Genomic DNA, 23,617 nt, shown 5'->3' with positions numbered 1-23,617 from the left:
GTCAAAGAGAACTACGGCAAAAAAACCGCTTCCTGTGAAGGCCCTACATGTAAATCAACGTCATGCAAAGCCATTCCATGCACATTAATATTAATTCCCTGTAAAGTTAATGCTTCAACCAGTTCTTTAACTTCGGGGTGTTGTAAAAACTCCTCAATTTTTATTCTTTGTTTTGCTGTTAAAATACTGCCGATTTTTGTTTCAGATAATTGTACGTCCCTGTACTGATTTACTTCATCCATAAATCTATTGGCATAAGGCATCCCTATCGCTTCACGCCATAATGAGACTGGCTGTCGTTGTGCCTGCTGAAATTGGGTGAAAATTAGCTCCGCACGTTTAGAACCAATATTAGGTATTTCAGCAAGTTGTTTCTTATTCAATCCCAACCAGCCTGCCAAATGTGTTACCCGTCCTTCCCTTACCAAAGCAGCCCATATACCTTGTCCAACCCCCTTCATTTTCAATTTCTTTCCCATCCATGTCAGACGAGCAATAAACTGCTGTTGGCAATCTTGGTTATTCATTACAAAACAACTGAGCGAATGAAACTGCCGCATATTAGGAGGCTGAATATTTTGACGTTCCGCAATGCGCCATACCACTTTATCGAGTTTTGGTATGCCATGTCCCGCCAGTGTCACGGTCACTTTATCTCCCGGATAAACATCCCATTGCTGCCAACGTCTTACTGAGCCAATATGAACACGATTGATCTGTCTATCGTCTAATTGCACTTTTTCCAGCTCTAATAAAACAGATATTTTTCCTGTCCGACCGATCTTGAACTGAACATCTTTTACTGTTGTAACTTGCTGCTGCAAAGGATACTTCCACGCAATCGACCAACTGTTTGAACCAGCACGCCATTGCCTGCCAGCAGGCTCAGTTTCCTGCCTTAAAACAATACCGTCTGTGGCAAAAGGGAGAGGATGGGTAAAATACATTTTCCACTTTTCCTCCGCATCTTCTGCACTGAAAATTTGATGGCTATATTGCTGTGTCATGGAAAATCCCATTGATGACAGTTTCTCTAGTTTAACTGCCATCTCATCTGGCCCATCCGGCCAACTCCATACAAAGATCCCTATTTGGCTGAGTTCCGGTGAAGGAGTTTTACGCATCATCAACCCAGCGACCTTGCTGCGTGCATTCTGACTACCTGCAATAGATTGACGATGGTTATTCTGTTGCCAAAAGAGTTCTCCTTGTAACACCATATGATCCGGTGCATTTTCTATCTGTTTAGGAATACTGGAAATAAATTCACTTTTATCCAGCCAATCTGTTCCTTCTGCGCCATTCCCCCTGCTGATTAATCTGACCAAGAAACCACTTTGATAAACCAACGTAACTGCAACTCCATCAATTTTGGGCTGTATCCAAACGGCTGAGCGTCCTTGTAACCATCGGCGAACTTCCTCTATTCCTTTTAGTTTATGCAAGCCTGTATGCTGGACGGGGTGAAACTGTTTTTCACTAGTTAGATCCACCTTATGTGGCACCACTGGCGAGAATGATTTATCTATCAAAGCCTTGTCTGATACTGTCTTATTTGATAAAGCAGGTATAGCAAGGGTATGGTCTTGTTTCTGCTTCAAACAATCCTGCCAGAGCGTCAAGGTTTCCAATAGTTGATCATAAATCTCATCATCTATTTCACTGATTCCCTGCTGACGATAAAGGTGATCCCATTTCGCTATCTGTGGTGTCAAGCGTTCTATTTCAAGCTGGAGTTTTTCCTTTGGCCAAATCGGGCAATCTGCTAATGCCATCGGCATTCCAAACAGCAATACCAAAATTATAATCAGAAAATTAAGCATCCTTGCTCCATATGTCCCTTAAACACGAACAGAGAATAAAAAGAAATTCGACTTGTACCAAGATAGAAGAAAGGAGTTTGCGAAGTGTTTCGAAAAATAATTGTTCAATTTCTACAACCGTTTATTTTTTCTGAAAATGTTTTGCAAAATATTGCTTGAATATCTGTTTGTTAAGAAAAAATTTTGTTGAAATGCCCGTTGACATGTATTGTAACGCTGCATGGATTAGCGTATCCGTGTATACTATGTGGGATTTATCTTCCTGCGCTTGCATTTATTAATACCCCAATCAGTCAAGAAATCAGCATGAGTCAAGGAACGTTATATATTGTTTCTGCCCCAAGTGGAGCAGGTAAATCAAGCCTTATTCAGGCTTTATTAAAAACCCAGCCTTTGTATGACACTCAGGTTTCTGTTTCACATACAACTCGTCCGGCCCGCCCTGGCGAAAATCATGGTGAACATTATTATTTCATCACAATCGATGAATTCCAAAATATGATTAACCATGATGAATTCTTGGAACATGCCTGTGTTTTTGGTAACTATTACGGTACTTCCCGCAAAATTATCGAAGATACTCTCGCTAGTGGTGTCGACGTTTTTCTTGATATTGACTGGCAGGGTGCGCAACAAATCCGTCAGAAAATGCCTGCGGCTCGTAGCATTTTCATTCTTCCTCCTTCAAAGGAAGAATTACTCCGCCGTCTGCGTGGCCGTGGTCAGGACAGCGAAGAAGTCATCGCTAAACGAATGTATCAGGCTGTTACAGAAATGGAGCATCATAGAGAGTATGACTATGTCATCATCAATGACGATTTCAATACAGCTCTGGCCGATTTACAATCCATTATTCGTTCCGAACGTCTGCGATTAGAGAGGCAGACTCGACGACATGATGCGTTAATCAGCAAATTATTGGCAGACTGAACTAAGTTTCAGTATTATGCCCAGTCATTTATTTATCTGTGGAGTAGCACACATATGGCACGCGTAACTGTTCAAGACGCAGTAGAAAAAATTGGTAACCGTTTTGACCTGGTGTTGGTCGCTGCTCGCCGAGCACGCCAATTGCAGGTAGGTGGAAAAGATCCTCTTGTTCCTGAAGAAAACGATAAGATGACTGTTATCGCTCTGCGTGAAATCGAGCAAGGTCTTATCAATAATAAAATTCTTGATGTTCGTGAACGTCAAGAGCAGCAGGAGCAAGAAGCTGCAGAAATTAAAGCTGTTTCTGCTATCGCCGACGGTCGTCGTTAACTTTACGGTAGGTCTGCCTTGTACCTGTTTGAAAGCCTGAACCAGCTTGTACTTAAATATTTGCCTGAAGATCAAATTGATCTATTAAAGCAGGCTTATGTCGTAGCACGGGATGCCCACGAAGGGCAAACCCGCTCCAGTGGTGAGCCATATATCACTCATCCCGTCGCTGTTGCTTGTATTCTGGCTGAAATGCGTCTTGACCATGAAACACTTATGGCCGCACTTCTGCATGACGTCATTGAAGATACACCTGCAACATTTCAGGATATTGAGCAATTATTCGGCACCACCGTCGCCGGATTAGTGGAAGGTGTCTCCAAACTGGACAAGCTGAACTTCCGTGATAAAAAGGAAGCTCAGGCCGAAAACTTCCGCAAGATGATCATGGCAATGGTACAGGATATCCGCGTCATTCTGATCAAACTGGCAGACCGAACACACAACATGCGAACCCTTGGTTCTCTGCGCCCTGATAAACGGCGGCGCATCGCCAGGGAAACGTTAGAAATCTACAGTCCGTTGGCCCATCGACTGGGGATCCATCACCTGAAAACAGAACTGGAAGAGCTTGGTTTTGAAGCCTTGTATCCTAACCGCTATCGGGTGATTAAAGAGGTTGTTAAAGCTGCTCGTGGCAACCGTAAGGAAATGATCCAGAAAATTCTGGCAGAAATTGAAGGTAGATTAACGGATGCAGGCATCCAATGTACCGTCAATGGACGGGAAAAACATCTCTACTCTATCTATCGCAAGATGCACCTGAAAGAACAGCGTTTTCATTCCATTATGGATATTTACGCGTTCCGTGTCATCGTCGACAACCTTGATACCTGTTACCGTGTTTTAGGGCAAATGCACAGCCTGTATAAACCCCGTCCCGGTAGGGTGAAAGATTATATTGCCATTCCTAAGGCCAACGGCTATCAATCCTTGCATACCTCTCTAATCGGTCCACACGGAGTACCTGTTGAAGTCCAGATCCGGACAGAAGACATGGATCAAATGGCAGAAATGGGGGTTGCGGCACATTGGGCTTATAAAGAACAAGGGGAATCAGTCACCACAGCGCAAGTCCGTGCCCAACGCTGGATGCAAAGCCTGCTGGAACTTCAGCAGAGTGCTGGTAGCTCTTTTGAATTCATTGAAAGCGTTAAATCTGATCTATTCCCTGATGAGATTTACGTTTTTACTCCTGAAGGACGTATTGTCGAATTACCGGCAGGTGCAACACCTGTTGACTTTGCTTATGCTGTCCATACGGATATTGGTCACGCTTGTGTCGGGGCTCGAGTTGATCGTCTGCCTTACCCGCTATCTCAGACCCTAAGCAGTGGGCAAACCGTCGAAATCATTACCGCCCCAAGCGCCCGCCCTAATGCGGCATGGCTGAATTTTGTCGTCAGCTCTAAAGCACGCGCTAAAATACGCCAGTTACTGAAAAACCTTAAACGGGATGATTCCGTGAGTCTGGGACGGCGTCTGCTCAATCATGCACTTGGCAATGGACTGAAAATTAACGATATTCCGCAGGAAAATATCGACAGAGAATTGGCAAGAATGAAACTCGCTTCACTTGATGACCTGCTGGCAGAAATAGGATTAGGTAATGCGATGAGTGTCGTCGTTGCTCATAATCTATTGGGTGCTACAGAAAAAATTCCGAACGGTAATAGCAGTCAATCCCGTAAGCTGCCAATCAAAGGTGCCGATGGCATCCTGATTACCTTTGCTAAGTGTTGTCGACCGATTCCAGGTGACCCGATTATTTCCCATATCAGTCCGGGGAAAGGTTTAGTTATCCATCACGAATCTTGCCGTAATATCCGTGGTTATCAAAAAGAGCCGGAAAAATTCATGCCTGTTGAATGGGATAAAGATGCCAATAGCGATTTCATCGCTGAAATTAAAGTTGATATGTTTAACCATCAGGGAGCACTGGCAAATCTGACAGCAGCTATTAATGATGCAAATTCCAGCATCCAAAGTATGAATACCGAGGAAAAAGATGGCCGCGTTTATTGTGCTTTCATCAGGCTGACAACCAAAGACCGTATCCAATTGGCAAATATCATGCGTAAAATACGTGTTATGCCGGATGTACTGCGAGTCAGCCGTAACCGAAACTAGAGGTTATGAATCCTAAACGTTATGCACGTATTTGTCAGATGATGGCAATGCGTCAACCTGACTTAACGATTTGTTTAGAAGAAGTACACAAACCCCATAATGTATCCGCAGTTATTCGCTCTGCAGATGCAGTTGGCATTCATCAAATCCATGCCATTTGGCCTGCTCATCAGTTACGAACTCAGCTCTCCTCTGCGGCAGGTAGTAACAGTTGGGTTCAGGTAGAAACCCACTCATCTATTGAACACGCTATTATCCAGTTTAAGACCGCCGGAATGCAGATATTAGCCACCAATCTTTCTGATAAAGCGGCTGATTTCCGTCAGATTGATTACACTAAACCTACCTGCATCATTATGGGGCAGGAAAAGAAAGGGATTTCCAAACAGGCTATCGCGCTGGCAGATCATGACATTATCATTCCGATGGCAGGTATGGTTCAGTCACTGAATGTCTCTGTTGCCTCTGCTCTGATCCTGTATGAAGCACAGCGGCAACGCCAACTCGCTGGTATGTATCAGCGGGAAGAAAGTACGCTCTCCGAAGAGGAGCAACAAAAGTTACTGTTTGATGGCGGATATCCTGTTTTAGCTGCGGTCGCGCATCGTAAAGGGTTGGAACGACCGTTCATTGATAAACAAGGGCAAATTATCGCAAGTGAATCTTGGTGGGCAACAATGCAGGCAACGACCGCACCACCAACAGGGAAATAAATCACACTGACGGAGAATAGGTATGAAAGGCCGACTACTTGATGCCATCCCATTAACCACTTTACATGGTGTTGGAGCCAATCAGGTGACTAAACTTGCCAGGTTGGGATTGGTCAATCTACAGGATTTATTGTTGCATTTACCTCTCCGTTATGAAGATCAAACCCGCCTGTATGCTATTAACGATGTATTACCCGGTATTTATGCTACGGTGATGGGTGAAATATTGCGTACCAATGTGACTTTTGGGCGTCGGCGTATAATGACCTGTCAAATCAGCGACGGAACAGGCATATTAACTCTGCGTTTTTTTAATTTCACTGCTGCCATGAAGAATAGTCTGGCAGAAGGCAAGCATATCATTGCTTATGGTGAAATCCGCCGCGGCTCCCAAGGTGCCGAAATTATCCATCCAGAATACAAAATCCAGCAACACGCTGAACGTATTCAATTGCAAGATACATTAACACCTATCTATCCCACAACAGAGGGAGTACGCCAAACCACACTACGCAAACTAATCGAACAGGCTCTGGAATTACTTGATACTTGCGCAATTAATGAATTATTGCCAGATCAGTTTAGTCAGCAGATTATCAGCCTTCCCAATGCTCTGCGTACTCTGCACCGTCCACCCCCGGATATTTCTCTGGCGGATTTGGAAAATGGTAAACATCCAGCACAACGCCGATTAATTCTGGAAGAACTGCTGGCACATCATTTAAGTATGCTGGCGGTCAGAGCCGGAGCTCAGCGTTTCCATGCCCAACCGCTCACGGCAGACAATTCATTAAAACAGCAATTACTGGATCGGCTCCCTTTTTCGCCAACACGTGCGCAGGAACGTGTAGTAAGGGAAATAGAGCATGATCTGGAAAAAAATGTCCCGATGATGCGGCTGATACAAGGTGATGTCGGTTCCGGTAAAACGCTGGTGGCAGCACTCGCTGCAATACGAGCGATTGTACACGGAAAGCAGGTTGCCTTAATGGCTCCCACCGAACTTCTTGCGGAGCAACATGCCAACACGTTTCGCCAGTGGTTTGAACCACTAGGTATTCAGGTAGGATGGCTTGCGGGTAAGCAAAGAGGCAAGGCGCGCCAAGCGCAACAAGAAGCCATTGCCAGTGGTCAGGTAAGTATGGTCGTCGGTACTCACGCAATGTTTCAAGAGCAAGTTAAATTTGCCGGGCTGGCATTGGTCATTATCGATGAACAACACCGATTCGGTGTTCATCAACGTCTGGCTCTTTGGGAAAAAGGACGTGAACAGGGGTTTCATCCTCATCAATTGATCATGACTGCAACACCTATTCCACGAACATTGGCAATGACCGCTTATGCCGATTTAGATACTTCCATTATTGATGAACTTCCCCCTGGACGGACACCTGTAACAACTGTCGCTATCCCTGATACTCGTCGAAATGAAATTATTCAGCGTATTAAAAGTGCTTGTTTAGATGAAGGACGTCAGGCTTATTGGGTATGTACCCTGATTGAAGACTCCGAAGTTCTGGAAGCACAAGCGGCTCAAGTTACCAGTGAAGAATTGGCCCTGGCGCTACCTGAGTTGAAAATCGGCCTCGTGCATGGGCGGATGAAACCGGCGGAAAAGCAATCCATTATGGAGGCTTTCAAGCGAGGGGAACTACAGTTATTGGTTGCCACCACGGTGATTGAAGTCGGTGTGGACGTTCCTAACGCCAGCCTGATGATCATCGACAACCCCGAACGGTTAGGGCTGGCTCAATTACACCAGCTCCGTGGCCGCGTCGGGCGTGGAGCAGTCGCTTCCCACTGTGTCCTGCTCTATAAGACACCGCTGACCAATACAGCCAAAATACGTCTGCAAGTCCTACGGGATAGTAATGATGGTTTTGTCATCGCCCAAAGAGATCTGGAAATTCGAGGACCAGGTGAACTGCTTGGTACGCGTCAGACTGGTAACGTCGAATTTAGGATTGCCGATTTATTAAGGGATCAGGGAATGCTCCCCGAAGTGCAACGTATTGCCCGCTATATCCACCAGCACTATCCTGAACATGCCAAAGCACTGATTGAACGCTGGCTGTCCGACCGTTCGCAATACAGTCATGCCTAATCAATGAGTTATCATGCTTATAAGATAATTAAAAATATGCCGCTGATAATTTCAGCGGCATATTTAGCCAAGATATCAGGCAAAAGCAAAGGTGAGTTAAGTTAGCCTGCTACAGATGGAAATACTGGTAATAACAGATAAATCTTGATAACGGCTGAATTAACGATATCAATAAAGAATGCACCTACCATCGGTACGAGCAAAAACGCCACATGTGATGGCCCAAAGCGGTCAGTAATCGCCTGCATATTTGCAATCGCCGTTGGTGTGGCACCCAAACCAAAACCACAGTGACCGGCTGACAATATCGCCGCATCATAATTTTTACCCATCACTCTGTAAGTGACGAAAATAGCGTACAGAGCCATAACCACTGTTTGTATAGCAAGGATCACCAACATCGGTAGCGCAAGGGACGCCAGTTGCCACAATTTAAGACTCATCAATGCCATTGCCAGGAAGAGAGACAAACTGACGTTACCTAGCACTGACACTGCCCGGTCAAATACCCGATAAAAACCAAGCAAGGACAAGCCATTACTGAGTATCACCCCGGTAAACAGAACACACACAAAGGTTGGCAAAAAGAGCGTACCTTCCAGAACCTTTTCAAGATAGCTACCCGCTAACAAACAGATAGATATTAAAGCGATGGTTTCGAGCATCACTAATGGTGTAATTAAACGGCCGGTATAGGGTTTTTCAAACGCAGTCGGAACTTCAGTATCTTCAGCTTCCAGGCCAGGTGTTTTGTTATTTCTTACCAACAGACGGGCAACAGGGCCACCAATCAGGCCTCCCAGTATTAAACCAAATGTTGCACATGCCATTGCGACTTCAGTGGCATTCTCAAAACCATAACGTTCAGTAAATACCTTACCCCAAGCAGCACCAGTTCCGTGTCCTCCTGAAAGGGTGATTGAACCAGCCAACAGCCCCATCAATGGATCAAGCCCAAGTATTTTCGCCAATGCAATCCCCACTGTGTTTTGCACCAACAGTAAGCCCACAACGACAACGATAAAGATTACCAAGGATTTTCCACCTGCTTTCAGACTGGCAAGGTTAGCGTTTAAGCCTACAGTAGCGAAGAACGCCAACATAAGAGGATCTTTGAGGGATAAATCAAAGCCGACTTCCCAACCCGTGGACTGTTTAACTATCAGCAGAACAAAAGCAACCAGCAAGCCACCTGCGACCGGCTCCGGGATCGTATACTTCTCAAAAAATGAAATTGACTGTACGAGTTTTCTTCCCAAGAGCAAAACAAGTGTGGCCGCAACGAGCGTGCCATAAATATCCAAATGATACATTTATGTACCCCATCTATTGTTAAAATTATGTGAATTTAATGCGACGTTATAATCATCCTATAAAAACGCCAAGAGCAGGTAAGGGTTGGATTAGAAAAAAAATTACTGATAAACACAAGATAAAACATTTAAAAATGTGACGAAATAAAGTTATAACCCATAGGTAAAATCTAACGCAAACGATTGCTTTTATAAACCAGATCAATAAAATATGTTTTTTGTTGACTCGAAACTCCACATCATGGTTACCTCAACCCACGAACACTCATCATCAGAAACCCCCGAAAAATCGGGTAGCGAATTAATTTACCGTCTGGAAGATAAGCCACCTCTTCCACATGCTCTGTTTGCCGCCTGTCAGCATCTGCTGGCAATGTTTGTCGCTGTCATCACACCAGCGATATTGATCTGTCAAGCTCTTGGGCTTCCCGAACAAGATACACAACGCATTATCAGCATGTCTCTGTTTGCTTCAGGGTTGGCCTCACTTATCCAAATCCGTTCCTGGGGGCCAATTGGCTCAGGTTTGCTTTCCATTCAAGGAACCAGTTTTAATTTTGTAGCTCCTCTTATCATGGGTGGCCTGGCCCTGAAAAATGGAGGAGCCGATATTCCAACAATGATGGCTGCCCTGTTTGGTACGTTGATGCTTGCAGCAACCACTGAGATATTTCTTTCCCGCATACTGCATCTGGCCAGAAAAATCATCACACCTCTAGTTTCCGGCATTGTTGTGATGATTATTGGTCTGTCACTGATTCAGGTTGGGTTAACTTCTATCGGCGGCGGTTATACCGCTATTCAACAAGGTACGTTTGGTGCCCCCGAAAACCTTTTACTGGCGGGCATTGTTCTTGCCATTATCGTACTGCTGAATCGCCAACATAATCCCTATTTACGGATTGCATCTCTGGTTATTGCCATGACAGTAGGGTACTTAGTCGCTTGGTATATGGAGATGCTACCCCATTCAACCACAACAGAAGACAAACCAATTATCACTGTTCCTTCTCCGCTGTATTATGGGCTCTCTTTTGACTGGAAATTGTTGATCCCACTTGTCCTGATTTTTATGGTGACGTCACTGGAGACAATTGGTGATATTACAGCAACTTCAGATGTTTCCGAACAACCTGTCAGCGGACCGTTGTACATGAGGCGCATTAAGGGAGGTGTATTGGCAAATGGTATCAATTCGATGGTTTCTGCTGTATTTAATACATTCCCGAACTCCTGCTTTGGCCAGAATAATGGAGTAATCCAACTGACTGGTGTTGCCAGCCGCTATGTCGGTTACATTATTGCTTCCATGCTGATTCTATTAGGGCTGTTCCCGGCAGTAGCAAGTTTTGTACAGCATATTCCTGAACCGGTATTAGGTGGCGCGACTATTGTGATGTTCGGTACGATTGCCGCATCTGGTGTCAGAATTGTTTCCCGTGAACCATTAAATCGACGTGCCATTATGATCATCGCCTTGTCACTGGCTGTGGGGTTAGGCGTTTCTCAACAACCGTTGATCTTACAATATGCACCTGAATGGGTAAGAAATCTGCTTTCTTCTGGCATTGCCGCTGGTGGGCTCACAGCCATTCTCCTAAATCTGATTTTTCCTCAAGAAAAATCGTCGTAATTTTCGCCTGGCTCTCCTTCTCCCGCTGATCGCGGGAGTTTTTTTGGTGTAATTCTTCGCATATTCTTTTGCAATATTCTTCGCAATTTTCTTACCAGCATGCCGGAATGAGTGCTTTTTCAGTGTTTCCTATTGAGTAGCGATCCGTTTTACGGCATAAAAGAGATTCTTTTCAGGACGAGCGTATTGAGGTGAGATCATGAAGTGGTTAGGGAAATGCGTTGCTACTTTACTGTTATTACTGATTCTGGCAATTATCATTATTTATTTTGTTGCCCAGACACACTGGGGAGCCAAACAAATAAGCCAGTGGATCAACAAGCAAGGCCATTATCAGGTCAATATTGAAAATATCGACCACAGTTGGCTCCGACCTATGATCCTAATGCTCAATAAGGTGAGTGCCAGCGATAAACAGAGTTCTTTCTCGCTCAATGCCAATACGGTGGCTCTGGATCTCAAATGGCAATTCCTACCCAAATTCACAGATCTCCATAAGCTGACGTTACAGCAAGGTAAATTAGCGCTGTCAGGCAATCAGTATCCCCCTGTTTTGAAAGCCGATATTTTACAACTGAATCAGATGGATATTCAGTTAACAACCCCTCATTCGCAAATTCAGGGGAAAAATATTATCGGCGGTATTACCCCCTGGATACCTGATACCAACTCTCCTTTTGGTTCGGGGCAGTACCAGTTCAGTGCCAGTACAATCAGTATAAATGGGCTCCCGTTTAATAAGGTCGTCATGCAGGGGAGCTACCAGAATAACAGTCTAACCATAAGCTCCTTTGGTTCAGAGTTTCTGAAAGGTTTCATCTCTGGAAACGGACAACAATTACCGGATGGCAGTTGGAACTGGGATAATATCCTGATCAATGACATACGCTGGCAGTCTCCAATGGCACTGGCTGCTCTTGTAGAAAAAACGCATCAACTCCCGACTATCCACATTAAAGATCTCAATCTCACTAACGCCAAACTACAAGGGAAAGATTGGTCTGTCGACTATCTTGATACAACCATCAAAGGACTGGGGTTAGTTAATGGGCGTTGGCAGGCTGAAGATGGCTTGATTGATTTTAATGCTATGAATATGACCTTCAATGACGCTCAATTCCGGGATATATTGGGTAAATTCCGATTTTCCGGTGATATTTTTACCATCGCCAATCTGACAACTCATTACCAGAAAGGTTTATTCAATGTTAAAGCTCAATGGGATCGCCAGAGCCGCCAGTTAACCCTCAACGACAGTTCAGTGACGGGCTTGATTTACTTCCTGCCAGCAGAGTGGCATGACTATATCAAAAATCCCGCACCAGAATGGATTTCAGCACTAAAATTAAACAATGTCAGTATTAACAATACACTCCTGATTGATGCGAATCCTGATTTTCCATTTCAGCTCACCACACTATCAGGCTATATCGATGCTATGGATATCCTGAAAAATGGTCATTGGGGACTATGGAATGGACAAGCATCGTTACAAGCAGCCAGTGGCACATTCAATAAAGTAGAAATCGCTCGTCCCTACCTGCAATTACATGCTACAGATGACAGAGTCGTGATTGATAAAATAAATGCTTTCACGGGTGATGGATTACTACAATTTAACGGTGCGGTTGAACAGTCGGCTTCTCAAAAACCTTTTCAGCTCAACTTTAAGGGAATGAATGTGGACTTGGGTATTCTGCCACAATGGGGCTGGATACCGCTCAATGTACATGGCGATGGCAATTTTTCACTGGCTATCACTGGTGATCTCTCAACTGACAATATTAAAGATACCATTAGTGGCACATTGGCTGCCGAAGACAGATCATCCAATAAAGAGTCACAATCGATTAAACAAGGGATAATTTCAACCGATAACTGCCCTGCCGGACAATCTTATGCAGACCAATCTAACGAAGCAGGGCAATCTCATACAGAGCAATTACAAAAAGACAGCGCAAACAGTTCTACCACAGAAACAGAAAAAGCTAAAACCTGTACTACTATTCGGTTATAGCGTCGGTTATAGCAGATTCAGGTTGTAGAAGCGCGTTCAGCAGGCAATACAATATAAGTACCGGTGAACACACTACCCACGCCCAGTTCACCGCTTACTTGTACTTCCAGCTTAACACGCGCTTTATTACCACGTGCAAGTCGAGCTAAATCACCACTCATATTGTTGAGGTCAGCAACAGCACTAGGACGGCCAATGATTGGTTTATGGTAACGAATATTCGCATCAACCAGAATGATATCTCCCCCCAATTGACGCTCCTGTAATAACAACCAGATCAATCCCCACGCTGTTAATGCCGATTGAGAAAACAAGCTACCGGCAAAAATAGTATGGTGAAGGTTCTGGTTACCTGCTTCCGGCATTGTGGTAATAAAACGTTGCCCTGTGTATTGAGTAATACGCAACCCCATTTTTTCACTCAAGGGAATGTGCTTGTACCACGCCTGTTGCAATTCCGCACACCAGTCCGGGCGGTGCAAAATATCATCAAGACTCATAATCGGCTTAATCATCAAGAAATGATTGATAGGAGACGACTGAGCACCATTAATAAGACCCCGGTTTTGAAATCCCAACTTACTAAAGAAATCAACAGCATCCTCACGTGCACTGCAAACAATCCGCTTTACACCTTCTTGTCTGGCAACAGATTCCAATGCCATTGCAATCAGTGTGCCTAACCCTTTCTGCTGTTCATTAGGGTCAACGGCCAGAAAACGGATGGCACCTTCACTATCTGCATTGATATATAAACGCCCAACAGCAACTGGTTTGCCCATTTCATCCACCACCATTTGATGATGAGCCATCGAATCATAAGCATCTCTTTCTGAGCCAATCGGCTGATGAAGTGGCTTACGCAACATCTCCCAACGAAATTGGTAATAAGTTTCCAGCTCTTGTTCGGTTTGAGGTACTCTGAGGTGATACATAGAAACAGCCCCTTCTTTGCGTGTTGTCATGTGTAGTCAAAAAAATGCATACAGCAAATGATGGTTATCTTATTTTGTTATATTCATCGCTCCCAAAAAGGTACGCACTTATACCCGGTGTCTTTCAAATTACAGCTTTGTTCACTGCATCCTGAAATCCATTTGGGTACATATCATACTTGCAACCAGAAAGTCACAGGCCCGTCATTTGTTAGACTCACTTTCATGTCCGCAGCAAATTGCCCCATTTCTGTTTTTATACCTGTTGCACGGCACCGTTCAACAAAATAGCGATAAAGTTGGTCAGCTTTTTGAGGTTCAGCGCCACCAGAAAAACTCGGTCTTAAACCTTTTTGAGTATCAGCAGCCAAGGTAAATTGGGAAATAACCAATAAGCTCCCATTAGCTTGCTGAACATTCAGGTTCATTTTCCCATACTCATCGCTGAACACGCGATATCCCATTACTTTGTCACACAGACGCTGAGCTTTTTGTTGATCATCTTCTTTTTCAACCCCCAGAAAAACCAACAGTCCCTGTTCAATTTCTCCAACAGTTTTACCCTCAACAACAACTTCTGCCTGTGTTACACGTTGAATTAATGCAATCATTTTTCTTGTGAGTGATCCATAAGAGATAGAGTAACCTGTAGGGATAGAACCTTGCTTGCCAAGATGCCATCCCATTTAGAACCTGTTAACTGTTACGTGAAACAGTTAAATGAGAACGGTTATGTGAAAGATACTATGTTGCTTTGGGAAGTGAGAAGTCATGTGTTTTAAAATAATTAGGAATGATTTTCCTGTCAGTCACATAAATAGCATTGATACCTAATTTTTTTGCTGCATCAGTATGTTCCAAAACATCATCAAAAAAAACTGCCTGCTCAGCAGCTACACCTTCTTTTTCAAGCAAATATTTAAAAATATTCTGATTCGGTTTACGCATTCCCAGGTCTTGGGACAGATAAAGAAAATCTGCCGATGCAGTGATTTCAGGGTAGTGTTGTGACCAGTACTGGAGATGCAAATGGTTTGTGTTGGATAATACAACAACCCTGTGCCCCTGCTCCCTCAGTTTATTCATTAACTCAATGACTTCCTGCCTGACACCAATGAAAATCGCATTCCAACCTTCAGAGAATTGCTCAAAGCTGAGTGAGATTTCCATTTCATCACACAGTACTTCAACAAATTCTGTATCCGTGATTTGTCCGCATTCATACTTTTCAAATGCTTCTCCCATTGTAAATTTGGTCGTCAACGTTGCCAGTGGTGTACCACTTAAGTTACTCCAGACAGCCAGTACTCTTTTAAAATCAATATCAATAATCACATTACCCATATCGAAAATGTACAGCATAATCCCTCCTGACTGGTGCTTATGGTTTTGTACTTTTATCATAATTTAATCAAGAAAAAAGGGTAAGACGACAAAGAACAGACAAATTACGCTATTGAGTCAGCGTCATTGAAACAGTTAACAATTTAACTAAGTCGTAATACTAGCAGGCTAATGCAGGTAAGCGACAGGGAGAAGAGTTTGGTCAGGACAGAAGAGCGCTGATAAAACTCAGGGTGCCAAAGCACCCTAAGCTATTCAAAAGAAATTAAACTTCTTTACTACGGCTTGCGCGACGACGATCATTTTCAGTCAGATGACGTTTACGCAAACGAATTGATTGTGGTGTAACTTCAACCAGTTCGTCATCATCAATGAACTCCAGCGCTTGCTCCAATGTTTTCTTGATATGTGGAGTCAGCGTTGTCGCTTCATCTGTACCAGAAGCACGAACGTTAGTCAGTTTTTTACCTGTCAGACAGTTTACGGTCAGGTCATTGGAGCGGGAATGGATACCAATGATCTGGCCTTCATAAACTTCTGTACCGTGACCAAGGAACAACTTACCACGCTCCTGCAAGCCATACAGAGCATAAGCAACCGCTTTACCCTGACCATTGGAAATCAGTACTCCATTCTGGCGACGACCAATTTCACCTGGACGGATATCATCATAATGGCTGAAGGTTGCGTACAGCAGACCAGTACCAGAAGTCATGGTCATGAATTCAGTACGGAAACCGATCAAACCACGGCTTGGGATCACGTAATCCAGACGCACGCGACCTTTGCCATCCGGCAACATATCACGCATTTCACCTTTACGTTCACCAAGCGCCTGCATCACATCCCCCTGATGCTGCTCTTCGATATCCAGTGTTACCTGCTCGAAAGGTTCCTGCTTACGACCATCAATTTCACGGAAAATAACCTTTGGACGAGAAACCGCCAATTCGAAACCTTCACGACGCATATTCTCAATCAGGACGGAGAGATGCAGCTCACCACGACCAGATACACGGAAAGCGTCTGGATCTTCAGTTTCTTCAACACGCAGTGCAACGTTATGAACCAACTCTTTTTTCAAACGATCCAGGATCTGGCGGGAGGTCACATACTTACCTTCACGTCCACAGAACGGTGAGGTGTTAACACAGAAAAACATGCTAACGGTAGGCTCATCAACTGCCAAGGCTGGCAAAGCTTCAACTGCATTAACCTCACACAGCGTATCAGAGATGTTCAGTTCACCCAGACCGGTAATCGCAATGATATCACCCGCTTCCGCTTTGTCAGATTCGATGCGATCTAATCCCAGGTGACTGAAAACTTTACCAACTTTACCATTACGCGTCTTACCTTCACTATCAATAATAGTGATGTTCTGGTTTGGTCTTACTGTTCCGCGCTTGATACGACCGATCCCAATAACCCCAACGTAGTTGTTGTAATCCAACTGAGAAATCTGCATCTGAAATGGGCCATCAAGATCAACTTTAGGCGGCTCAACATGCTCAACGATTGCCTGATACAGCGGAGCCATATCCTCTGCCATATCTGTGTGGTCGTTACCGGCAATCCCCATCAGTGCAGATGCGTAAACAATAGGGAAATCCAACTGTTCATCGGTCGCACCAAGGTTTACGAACAGGTCGAATACCTGATCGACTACCCAGTCAGGGCGAGCACCAGGACGATCAACTTTGTTGATAACTACAATTGGCTTCAAACCGTGAGCGAAGGCTTTCTGAGTGACAAAGCGAGTCTGCGGCATCGGGCCATCCATCGCATCTACCAACAGCAAAACACTGTCGACCATTGACATCACGCGCTCTACTTCACCACCGAAGTCGGCGTGGCCTGGGGTATCTACGATATTGATACGGTAGTCATTCCATTTAATAGCGGTGTTTTTTGCAAGAATGGTGATACCACGTTCTTTTTCCAGATCATTAGAATCCATCACGCGCTCGGTTGCCGCTGTACGCTCATCAAATGTACCAGATTGCTGTAGGAGTTTATCAACCAGCGTAGTTTTGCCATGGTCAACGTGAGCGATAATGGCAATATTTCTTAAATTATTAATTGACAAGTATTTTTACCGTTTTAGCTATTTGAAGAAATATTAAATACAGACAGCGTGACAGTTCGCAACGCTACTCTCATTTAACACAAATATGGTGCTATTTTACACGTTATAGCTACAGAGTGAAATAAATGTGAAGTGCATCACTTTTGAAGTTTATCTATTTTCTGAATATAAACGTGTCATAACTTAAAGTGATAATAACAGTATCTGTAACGGCTTAACCTTATTTATTTTCACCAAAATGGTGCATTATTAACTTTTTATTCACCCATTTGGTGCAAATATACTTAACTATCCCTCTGTGCTTTTATCCATTTGCTGAGTTTTATACCTGTTTATAAATATACACATTCATATTCAATGATTTTTAAAAGTTGGCACGCTTTTCGCATTGTATTCTGGCATTGAAAATTGCAATAAAAATTGGCTGTATACAAAGACACTATCAGCCACTTAAGATAAGGCAGCCTGCACCTTATCCAGCTTACGTAAACCAGGAGAACGCATATGTCCGTTGAACATGTTTTGTCCATGATTGAAGAACATCAGGTGAAGTTTATTGACTTACGTTTTACTGACACTAAAGGTAAAGAACAGCACATCACTATTCCTGCCCACCAAATTGATGAAGATTTCTTCGAAGATGGCAAAATGTTCGACGGTTCATCTATCAAAGGTTGGAAAGGTATCAATGAATCCGACATGGTATTAATGCCAGATCCATCTACCGCAATGCTTGACCCTTTCTTTGACGATACCACGCTCATTATACGTTGCGATATCTTAGAACCCGGCACAATGCAAGGCTATAGTCGTGACCCTCGCTCTATTGCAAAACGTGCAGAAGATTTCCTGCGTGCAAGTGATATTGCAGATACTGTTTTGTTTGGGCCAGAACCGGAATTCTTCCTGTTTGATGATATCCGTTTCGGCAGTTCTATTTCAGGTTCTTATTATCATATTGATGATACCGAAGCAGCCTGGAATAGCGGCACTCGCTATGAAGGCGGTAACAAAGGCCATCGCCCAGGAGTTAAAGGTGGCTATTTCCCTGTGCCTCCGGTGGACTCTTCTCAGGATCTGCGTTCAGCAATATGCCTGACTATGGAGGAAATGGGTTTGGTTGTGGAAGCCCACCACCACGAAGTGGCAACGGCGGGTCAGAACGAAGTCGCAACTCGTTTCAACACCATGACCAAAAAAGCGGATGAAACCCAAATTTATAAATATGTGGTCCATAATGTCGCCCATACTTTCGGCAAAACAGCGACATTTATGCCAAAACCGCTGGTCGGAGATAACGGCTCAGGAATGCATTGTCACATGTCACTGGCTAAAGGCGGGGTCAACTTGTTCGCCGGCGACAAATATGGTGGGTTATCTGAACTGGCTCTTTACTATATCGGCGGCATCATCAAACATGCCCGTGCTCTGAATGCCTTTACTAATCCAACTACTAACTCGTATAAGCGTCTAGTACCTGGTTTTGAGGCTCCCGTGATGCTGGCATATTCTGCCCGCAACCGCTCTGCGTCTATTCGTATTCCGGTTGTAGCCAGCAGTAAAGCCCGTCGTATTGAAGTACGTTTCCCAGATCCGGCCGCCAATCCTTATCTGGCCTTCTCTGCTCTGCTTATGGCCGGCCTTGATGGTATCATCAACAAAATACATCCGGGCGATGCGATGGATAAAAACCTGTATGATCTGCCAGCCGAAGAAGCCCAAGAGATCCCAACTGTAGCCTCTTCTCTGGAAGAAGCACTGGCTGCACTGGATACCGATCGCGAATTCCTAACCCACGGTGGTGTTTTCACTGATGATGCAATTGATGCTTATATTGGTGTCTTGAACAGTGAAATCGAACGCGTCCGTATGACTCCGCATCCTCTGGAGTTTGAACTGTATTACAGTGTGTAGTGCTTAAAAGCATTACCATTTTTCCTTTTTATTTTGTTGCCGTGAAACTTTTGGCCCATCTTCGGATGGGCTCTTTTCCCTCTGAACCTTCCTTCTCGATAGAGTGGGTGACCAATTCATGATCAAATAAGATACAATGCACCAAAAAAGTGCAAAGGCTGAAAGGTTGGATAGAAATGGCTGATTTTCCCAAAACAGAACAGATTCTTGATTCACTGATAAACAGTGTGTTGGTACTGGATAACGATTTAATTATCCACTATGCCAATCATTCCGCCATGCAACTTCTGGCACAAAGTACACATAAATTATTCGGCACTCCTCTTCCGGTATTGTTCAGCTATATCTCATTAGATACGGAATTTATGCGTTCCAGTCTGATACGTAGGCATGGTTTTACGGATAACGAAGTCTTATTAGTGATCAACAATCACTCACATGTTATGTCGCTCAGTGCCCAACCAATTTCCGAACAGTTTATTCTGCTGGAACTCGCTCCTATGGATAGCCAGCGTCGTTTAAGCCAAGAGCAGATACAACAGGCACAGCAGGCGGCTGCGCGGGAATTGGTTCGGGGGCTGGCACATGAAATCAAAAACCCACTGGGGGGTTTACGGGGAGCTGCACAATTGTTGGCAAAAACACTGCCAGATCCCTCCCTACAAGAATATACTCAAGTCATTATCGAACAGGCAGACAGGCTTCGCACCCTTGTGGATCGATTATTGGGGCCACAACATCCCGGAACCCAGATCCGCCAGAGCATTCACTATGTGGTAGAACGGGTTTATCAACTGGTATCACTGGAAATGCCCGACAATGTCACATTAATCAAGGACTATGATCCTAGCCTGCCGGAGCTGTCCCATTACCCTGATCAGATTGAACAGGTTTTATTGAATATTACCCGCAATGCTCTACAAGCATTAGGCAGTCAAGGTGGCATAATCACCTTACGAACCCGAACAGCATTCCAAATCACCTTACATGGTGAGCGTTATCGCTTAGCTGCCAGAATTGATATTGAAGACAATGGGCCAGGTATTCCTCCCGGTATTCAAGATACACTATTCTACCCAATGGTGAGTGGGCATGAGGGAGGAACCGGGCTAGGTTTATCTATTGCCCGCAGTCTTATTGATCAACATGCTGGAAAAATTGAATTTACCAGTTGGCCGGGACATACGGAGTTTTCTATTTACCTGCCTATCAAGAAATAGGGGATACTATGCAACGAGGAAAAATCTGGATCGTTGATGACGACAGCTCTATCCGCTGGGTACTTGAACGCGCACTGAATGGCGCAGGTATGGAGTGCACCAGTTTTGAAAACGCAGATTCCGTATTGGCAGCACTATCACAAGATTGTCCCGAAGTTTTGCTGTCAGACATCCGTATGCCGGGCCTGGATGGATTAAGTTTACTCAATCAAATCAAACAGAACTATCCACAACTTCCGGTCATCATTATGACTGCCCATTCCGATTTGGATGCAGCCGTCAGCGCCTATCAACACGGTGCATTCGATTATCTACCGAAGCCATTCGATATTGATGAAACTGTCGCGTTGGTTGAACGTGCCTTAAGTCATTCCTGGGAACAACAGCACTCATCCCGGAATTCTAAGATAACGTCATCAGTCTCTGAAATGATTGGAGAAGCTCCTGCCATGCAGGAGGTCTACCGGATTATCGGACGGCTTTCTCGCTCCTCCATCAGTGTCTTAATCAATGGTGAATCAGGCACAGGGAAAGAATTGGTTGCCCATGCTCTGCACCGCCATAGTCCAAGAGCCACAGCCCCTTTTATTGCCTTGAATATGGCTGCAATTCCAAAAGATTTAATTGAGTCAGAACTATTTGGTCACGAGAAAGGCGCTTTCACTGGTGCCAATCAGGTTCGTCACGGGCGTTTTGAGCAAGCCAATGGAGGCTCGCTGTTTCTGGATGAAATCGGCGATATGCCACTAGATATCCAAACGCGCCTTTTGCGAGTTCTGGCAGAAGGGCAATTCTATCGCGTAGGTGGCTATGCACCAGTAAAAGTTGATGTACGAATTATTGCAGCGACCCACCAGAACCTTGAGCAACGGGTTAAAGAGGGTAAATTCCGTGAAGATCTCTATCATCGTCTGAACGTGATCCGCGTACAGTTGCCGCCTTTGCGGGATCGTGTAGAAGATATCCCCCGTCTGGCACAACATTTTCTGCAACAAACAGCCAAGGAGCTGGGTGTTGAAGCGAAAACACTACATCCTGATACCGAAAGCGCGCTGATGCACCTGTCATGGTCTGGAAATGTCCGTCAGCTAGAGAACGTTTGTCGCTGGTTGACTGTGATGGCAGCCAGTAAGGAAATTCTGGTACAAGATTTACCGTCTGATTTAATTGAAAATCAGTCCTCTAAGCAAACAAATCATCCTCCTGCTTCCCTCCCTTTATCATCGGGAGATTGGTCACAGCAATTGGCTGCATGGGCAGAAAAAGCCTTACAGGAAGGCCGGGTTGATCTCCTTTCTGATATATTACCGCGGTTAGAACGTACCTTACTTAACTGTGCCCTGACACATACGAATGGACATAAACAGGAAGCCGCCCGTTTACTCGGTTGGGGAAGGAATACAATAACACGGAAATTGAAGGAATTGGGGTTGGGATAAGTTAACAAATAGCTTTGCTATCCCAAATGACTGTCAGGTTGGTATTAACCCCGCCGAGAGCCCAATTAGCATCTTGGCGGCATATCAGCGCTACAGGCAGTAATAAACCGTATACTCAACCCTGAGCTTTATTCATATTACCCGCGAAAACTGTCTCTGACGCATCTGATTACGCAAATAGTGGTCAAAACACATGCAGATATTTCGGATTAACAAACGTCCTTGCGGTGATACCTTAATCTGGGTTTCAGTGACCTTGACCAATCCATCTTCCGCCAGCGGCACCAATAATGGCAAATCTTCAGCAAAATAATCCGTGAAATTCACTCCGTAGCACTGTTCAATATCAGCAAAATTCAGCCGGAAATTACAAATCAACGCCTTAATCACATCACGGCGGATACAATCGTCTTGCGTCAGATTCAACCCACGCCACAACGCATGGTCCTGCGCCTCTACTGCTGCATAGTAGGTTTTCAGATCTTTCTGGTTCTGCGCATAACTGTCACCCAGCATACTGATAGCAGAAACACCGATTCCCAGTAAGTCGCACTCTCCTTGTGTGGTATATCCCTGAAAATTACGATGTAGTATCCCTTCTCGCTGAGCAATAGCCAGTTCATCATCAGGACGGGCAAAGTGATCCATACCAATAAACTGATAACCATTACCTGTCAGAGTAGTCATTGTCTGCTGCAAAATATCCAGTTTCTGAGCCGCACTCGGTAAATCCATCTCCTTAATTTTACGTTGTGCCGCAAACAAATTCGGCATATGAGCATAATTGAATACACTCAGACGATCAGGAGATAGCGCCAACACTCGTTGCAGAGTGAAAGCGAAACTTTTCGCAGTCTGTTTCGGCAAACCATAAATTAAATCGATACTGGTGGAGGTAAAGCCAGTTTCACGGGCACGGTTAACCAGTTCGAAAATGAAATCTTCATCCTGTTCCCGATTAACCCGACGCTGAACTTCCTTATTGAAATCCTGCACACCCATACTCAAGCGGTTAAAACCTTCATGGCGGAGATGGTCAATGATATCCAATTCAATTTCACGTGGATCAATTTCAATGGAAAGTTCTGCATCAGACAGAAAGTGGAAGTGACTACGCAATATTGCCATCAATCGGCTGATCTGTGTCTTGTTCAGATAAGTTGGCGTCCCTCCTCCCCAGTGCATCTGGCTGACTTTTCTCTGGGCAAACAATTTTGCCCGCGCCGTAATTTCCTTTTCCAAAACTTGCAGATACTCATCTGCTTTATGTTTCTGACGAGTCACCAGCTTATTGCAGCCACAGAAATAACAGAGTTTGTGACAGAATGGGATATGGATATAAAGGGAAAGAGAGCGATCAGGATAACGCGCAGCGGCCTGTACAAACACGGTATTATCGTACTGTTGGTTAAACTCCAATGCTGTTGGGTATGAAGTATAGCGAGGCCCTGAATAATTATATTTTTGGATCAAAGGCAGATCCCAGACAATGGCTTGCTCTGACATGCTTACTCCTTCCGCTGTTTTAGCCCACCAAATAGCCACCGTAGTTTACCCAATTACTATAGTAAATACCATGTAAATACTATGGTTATAAACTTTATCATTGAGTATATTCTGGGCTGTCCCGCCTTTATGATCACAACAACTTATAACCGGAACGATTTATTTCTCAGAAATTGC

The 23,617-nt window shown here is 44.4% G+C and carries 17 protein-coding genes; 10 read left to right on the top strand and 7 right to left on the bottom strand.

Going from position 1 to position 23,617, the window contains the following annotated elements:
- Positions 1–11 precede the first annotated feature (11 nt).
- Positions 12–1,823 carry an NAD-dependent DNA ligase LigB gene (ligB, locus tag AAC852_RS05355; protein ID WP_340620125.1) on the bottom strand — a complete coding sequence of 604 codons (1,812 nt, stop codon included), beginning with the start codon at positions 1,821–1,823 and terminating at the stop codon, positions 12–14.
- 306 nt (positions 1,824–2,129) lie between these two features.
- Here ligB and gmk point away from each other — a divergent pair, with 306 nt between their 5' ends.
- The 5 genes from gmk to recG are packed head-to-tail and all read left to right on the top strand — an operon-like array spanning position 2,130 to position 8,030.
- Positions 2,130–2,753 (top strand): guanylate kinase, encoded by a 624-nt coding sequence (gene gmk, locus AAC852_RS05350; protein ID WP_340620124.1) that lies wholly within the window; start codon positions 2,130–2,132, stop codon positions 2,751–2,753.
- 54 nt (positions 2,754–2,807) lie between these two features.
- Positions 2,808–3,083, top strand: a complete 276-nt coding sequence (gene rpoZ / locus AAC852_RS05345; protein ID WP_047683454.1) for a DNA-directed RNA polymerase subunit omega — start codon at positions 2,808–2,810, stop codon at positions 3,081–3,083.
- An 18-nt stretch (positions 3,084–3,101) separates the two neighbouring features.
- Positions 3,102–5,213 (top strand): bifunctional GTP diphosphokinase/guanosine-3',5'-bis pyrophosphate 3'-pyrophosphohydrolase, encoded by a 2,112-nt coding sequence (spoT, locus tag AAC852_RS05340; protein ID WP_340620123.1) that lies wholly within the window; start codon positions 3,102–3,104, stop codon positions 5,211–5,213.
- A gap of 5 nt (positions 5,214–5,218) precedes the next feature.
- Positions 5,219–5,926 carry a tRNA (guanosine(18)-2'-O)-methyltransferase TrmH gene (gene trmH, locus AAC852_RS05335; RefSeq protein WP_340620122.1) on the top strand — a complete coding sequence of 236 codons (708 nt, stop codon included), beginning with the start codon at positions 5,219–5,221 and terminating at the stop codon, positions 5,924–5,926.
- A gap of 22 nt (positions 5,927–5,948) precedes the next feature.
- On the top strand, positions 5,949–8,030 hold the full coding sequence (gene recG / locus AAC852_RS05330; protein ID WP_340620121.1) for an ATP-dependent DNA helicase RecG: 2,082 nt from the start codon (positions 5,949–5,951) through the stop codon (positions 8,028–8,030).
- A 101-nt stretch (positions 8,031–8,131) separates the two neighbouring features.
- On the opposite strand, the gene gltS is transcribed toward recG, so the two are convergent.
- Positions 8,132–9,343, bottom strand: a complete 1,212-nt coding sequence (gene gltS, locus AAC852_RS05325; RefSeq protein WP_340620120.1) for a sodium/glutamate symporter — start codon at positions 9,341–9,343, stop codon at positions 8,132–8,134.
- A 241-nt stretch (positions 9,344–9,584) separates the two neighbouring features.
- On the opposite strand from gltS, the gene AAC852_RS05320 reads away from it, so the two are divergent.
- Complete coding sequence (locus AAC852_RS05320; RefSeq protein WP_340620246.1) at positions 9,585–10,976, top strand: nucleobase:cation symporter-2 family protein; 1,392 nt, start codon at positions 9,585–9,587, stop codon at positions 10,974–10,976.
- A gap of 199 nt (positions 10,977–11,175) precedes the next feature.
- Positions 11,176–12,993 (top strand): AsmA family protein, encoded by a 1,818-nt coding sequence (locus AAC852_RS05315; RefSeq protein WP_340620119.1) that lies wholly within the window; start codon positions 11,176–11,178, stop codon positions 12,991–12,993.
- Positions 12,994–13,010: 17 nt separating this feature from the next.
- Here AAC852_RS05315 and fabY read toward each other — a convergent pair whose 3' ends face one another.
- The 4 genes from fabY to typA form a co-directional block, all read right to left on the bottom strand.
- On the bottom strand, positions 13,011–13,928 hold the full coding sequence (fabY, locus tag AAC852_RS05310; RefSeq protein WP_340620118.1) for a fatty acid biosynthesis protein FabY: 918 nt from the start codon (positions 13,926–13,928) through the stop codon (positions 13,011–13,013).
- Between the two features lie 173 nt (positions 13,929–14,101).
- Positions 14,102–14,539 carry a D-aminoacyl-tRNA deacylase gene (gene dtd, locus AAC852_RS05305; protein ID WP_340620245.1) on the bottom strand — a complete coding sequence of 146 codons (438 nt, stop codon included), beginning with the start codon at positions 14,537–14,539 and terminating at the stop codon, positions 14,102–14,104.
- 133 nt (positions 14,540–14,672) lie between these two features.
- Entirely contained in the window at positions 14,673–15,290 is a 618-nt protein-coding gene (yihX, locus tag AAC852_RS05300; protein WP_340620117.1) for a glucose-1-phosphatase, read from the bottom strand.
- A gap of 247 nt (positions 15,291–15,537) precedes the next feature.
- Complete coding sequence (typA, locus tag AAC852_RS05295) at positions 15,538–17,361, bottom strand: ribosome-dependent GTPase TypA (protein WP_340620116.1); 1,824 nt, start codon at positions 17,359–17,361, stop codon at positions 15,538–15,540.
- Positions 17,362–17,865: 504 nt separating this feature from the next.
- On the opposite strand from typA, the gene glnA reads away from it, so the two are divergent.
- From glnA to glnG, 3 genes are all read left to right on the top strand, one after another.
- Entirely contained in the window at positions 17,866–19,275 is a 1,410-nt protein-coding gene (glnA, locus tag AAC852_RS05290; protein ID WP_340620115.1) for a glutamate--ammonia ligase, read from the top strand.
- A 176-nt stretch (positions 19,276–19,451) separates the two neighbouring features.
- Complete coding sequence (glnL, locus tag AAC852_RS05285) at positions 19,452–20,495, top strand: nitrogen regulation protein NR(II) (RefSeq protein ID WP_340620114.1); 1,044 nt, start codon at positions 19,452–19,454, stop codon at positions 20,493–20,495.
- 8 nt (positions 20,496–20,503) lie between these two features.
- Positions 20,504–21,934, top strand: a complete 1,431-nt coding sequence (gene glnG / locus AAC852_RS05280) for a nitrogen regulation protein NR(I) (RefSeq protein WP_340620113.1) — start codon at positions 20,504–20,506, stop codon at positions 21,932–21,934.
- 132 nt (positions 21,935–22,066) lie between these two features.
- Here the strand turns inward: glnG and hemN are convergent, their stop codons facing one another.
- The gene (hemN, locus tag AAC852_RS05275; RefSeq protein WP_340620112.1) at positions 22,067–23,440 is read right to left on the bottom strand and encodes an oxygen-independent coproporphyrinogen III oxidase; all 1,374 of its coding nucleotides are present in this window, start codon (positions 23,438–23,440) and stop codon (positions 22,067–22,069) included.
- Between the last annotated feature and the right edge of the window lie 177 nt (positions 23,441–23,617).

This window comes from Xenorhabdus siamensis, from assembly GCF_037996745.1.
Classification (GTDB): Bacteria; Pseudomonadota; Gammaproteobacteria; order Enterobacterales; family Enterobacteriaceae; genus Xenorhabdus; species Xenorhabdus indica.
The sequence above is the reverse complement of the archived record's forward strand: the minus strand, read 5'-3'. Positions and strand labels throughout refer to the sequence as shown.

Excerpts from the sequence above, each read along its gene's own strand:
- ligB (WP_340620125.1), bottom strand. The coding sequence starts at position 1,823 with ATGCTTAATTTTCTGATTATAATTTTGGTATTGCTGTTTGGAATGCCG.
- gmk (WP_340620124.1), top strand. The coding sequence starts at position 2,130 with ATGAGTCAAGGAACGTTATATATTGTTTCTGCCCCAAGTGGAGCAGGT.
- rpoZ (WP_047683454.1), top strand. The coding sequence starts at position 2,808 with ATGGCACGCGTAACTGTTCAAGACGCAGTAGAAAAAATTGGTAACCGT.
- trmH (WP_340620122.1), top strand. The coding sequence starts at position 5,219 with ATGAATCCTAAACGTTATGCACGTATTTGTCAGATGATGGCAATGCGT.
- recG (WP_340620121.1), top strand. The coding sequence starts at position 5,949 with ATGAAAGGCCGACTACTTGATGCCATCCCATTAACCACTTTACATGGT.
- gltS (WP_340620120.1), bottom strand. The coding sequence starts at position 9,343 with ATGTATCATTTGGATATTTATGGCACGCTCGTTGCGGCCACACTTGTT.
- AAC852_RS05320 (WP_340620246.1), top strand. The coding sequence starts at position 9,585 with ATGGTTACCTCAACCCACGAACACTCATCATCAGAAACCCCCGAAAAA.
- AAC852_RS05315 (WP_340620119.1), top strand. The coding sequence starts at position 11,176 with ATGAAGTGGTTAGGGAAATGCGTTGCTACTTTACTGTTATTACTGATT.
- fabY (WP_340620118.1), bottom strand. The coding sequence starts at position 13,928 with ATGTATCACCTCAGAGTACCTCAAACCGAACAAGAGCTGGAAACTTAT.
- dtd (WP_340620245.1), bottom strand. The coding sequence starts at position 14,539 with ATGATTGCATTAATTCAACGTGTAACACAGGCAGAAGTTGTTGTTGAG.
- yihX (WP_340620117.1), bottom strand. The coding sequence starts at position 15,290 with ATGCTGTACATTTTCGATATGGGTAATGTGATTATTGATATTGATTTT.
- glnA (WP_340620115.1), top strand. The coding sequence starts at position 17,866 with ATGTCCGTTGAACATGTTTTGTCCATGATTGAAGAACATCAGGTGAAG.
- glnL (WP_340620114.1), top strand. The coding sequence starts at position 19,452 with ATGGCTGATTTTCCCAAAACAGAACAGATTCTTGATTCACTGATAAAC.
- glnG (WP_340620113.1), top strand. The coding sequence starts at position 20,504 with ATGCAACGAGGAAAAATCTGGATCGTTGATGACGACAGCTCTATCCGC.
- hemN (WP_340620112.1), bottom strand. The coding sequence starts at position 23,440 with ATGTCAGAGCAAGCCATTGTCTGGGATCTGCCTTTGATCCAAAAATAT.